Here is a 1,982-nt window from a genome sequence, read left to right as displayed (position 1 = left end):
GACGTTGGAGTTTTTGGGGCGTGTCGATCATCAGGTGAAGGTGTCGGGTCATCGGGTGGAGTTGGGGGAGGTGGAGGTGGCGCTGGCCGCGTGTCCGGGGGTGGGCCGGGCGGTGGTGGTGGCGGTGGGTGACCGCCGCCGCCGGCGACTGGCCGCCTTCGTCACCGCGCTCGAGCCAGATGCGCCTGCCGGATCTACCAGGCCTGATGCGCCTGCCATCTCTGCCGAGCCGGAGGTGTCCGCCGGATCTGGCGGGGTGGATGTGGGGGAGGTGCGGGGGTTCCTGGGCGAGCGACTGCCCGGGTACGCGGTGCCGCAGACCATCACCGTGCTGGACCGGTTGCCGCTCACCACCAACGGCAAGATCGACCGGAAGGCGCTCGCCACCGTGGCGACGGAGGCGGCGAGGACCGAGACGGCGGTGGCGGGCGCGGAGCAGGCGCCGCCCGTCGGCCAGGCCGAGACCGTGCTCGCCGCCATCTGGGCCGACCTGCTGGAGGCGCCCTCCGTCCAGCGGACGGACAACTTCTTCCTGCTCGGCGGGGATTCACTGCTCGCCACCCGCATGATCGCCCGGCTGCGCACCGCGGGCGTCCCGGACGCCCGGCTGAGCCGGCTGTTCCGCACGCCGGTGCTCGCCGACTTCGCCGCGACCCTCACCGTCGGCGAGGCCGCCCCGGCCGCTCCTGTGCCGGTCGCCGACCCGCTGCACCGCCACGATCCCTTCCCGCCCACCGAGGTGCAGCGGGCCTACTGGCTCGGCCGGGCCGGGCACTTCACGCTCGGCGGCGTCGGCTGCCACTTCTACACCGAGTTCGACGGCGACATCGACGTCGTCCGGCTGGAGGAGGCGTGGAACACGCTCATCGCGCGGCACGAGATGCTGCGCGCGGTCTTCGACGACCAGGGCCTGCAGCGCATCCTGCCCGAGGTGCCGCGCTTCGCGATCCGTACCTGCGACGGTCTTGAGGAGCTGCGCGCCGAGATGTCGCACCAGGTGCTCGACCCGGCCACCTGGCCGCTGTTCGACGCGCGGGTCGCGCGGCACGACGACGGCAGGGTGCGGCTCGGCGTCAGCTTCGACAACATCATCCTGGACGCGCTCAGCATGATGGTGTTCTTCGACGAGCTGGACCGGCTCTACCGCGACCCCGCCACCGAGCTCCCGCCGATCGGGATCTCGTTCCGCGACTACCTCCTCGGGCAGACTCCCGACCCCGCCGTCTTCGAGGCGGCCAAGACGTACTGGGCCACCCGGCTGCCCGAACTGCCGCCCGCTCCCGCCCTGCCGCTGCGCGTCGACCCGGCCCTGGTGGGCCGGCCGCGCTTCACCCGTCGCGAGCTGCGGCTGCCCGAAGGGCAGTGGAGTGCCATCAAGGAACTGGCCCGACGGCACGACCTGACTCCCGCCACCGTGCTGGCGACCGCCTTCGGGGAGATCCTGTCCGCCTGGAGCGGCCAGCAGGAGCTGACGCTCAACCTCACGCTGTTCGACCGGCGCGAGGTCCACCCCGACATCCACCGCGTTCTCGGCGACTTCACCTCCCTGCTGCTCGTCGGCTATCGGTCGGGGACGAGCTGGCTGGACGGGGCGCGCGGACTGCAGGAGGAGGTCTGGCGTGGCCTGGAGCACGGCGAGGTGTCCGCGGTCTGGGTCATGCGCGAGCTGGCCAGGCGTGCCGCGTCGGCCGAGATGACCATGCCGGTCGTTTTCACCAGCACCCTCGGCGTCGCCGGTGACCTCTCCTTCGGCCCCTCGTTCGCCGAGCAGGGGTGGGGTGTGTCCCAGACTCCGCAGGTCTGGCTGGACAGCCAGGTCGGCGAGGCCGGCGGCGAACTCGTCGTCCGCTGGGACGCGGTGGAGGAGTTGTTCGCGGTGGGGGTGTTGGATGCGATGTTCGGTGTTTTTGGGGAGTTGTTGGGGTGGTTGGCGGTGGGGGATTGGTCGGGGGTTGTTCCGGTGGGTTTGCCGGTGGGGCAGG

1 protein-coding gene is annotated in these 1,982 nt (G+C 71.7%); it reads left to right on the top strand.

Annotation, left to right across the window (positions count from 1 at the left end; genetic code table 11):
- Positions 1-34: 34 nt before the first annotated feature.
- Positions 35-1,982, top strand: a 1,948-nt coding sequence (locus IEY93_RS37315) for a condensation domain-containing protein (protein ID WP_308425771.1), incomplete at its 3' end; no start/stop codon positions are given.

Source organism: Sphaerisporangium melleum (assembly GCF_014646695.1).
GTDB classification, from domain to species: Bacteria; Actinomycetota; Actinomycetes; order Streptosporangiales; family Streptosporangiaceae; genus Sphaerisporangium; species Sphaerisporangium melleum.
This window is presented reverse-complemented; position numbering and strand designations above follow the sequence as displayed.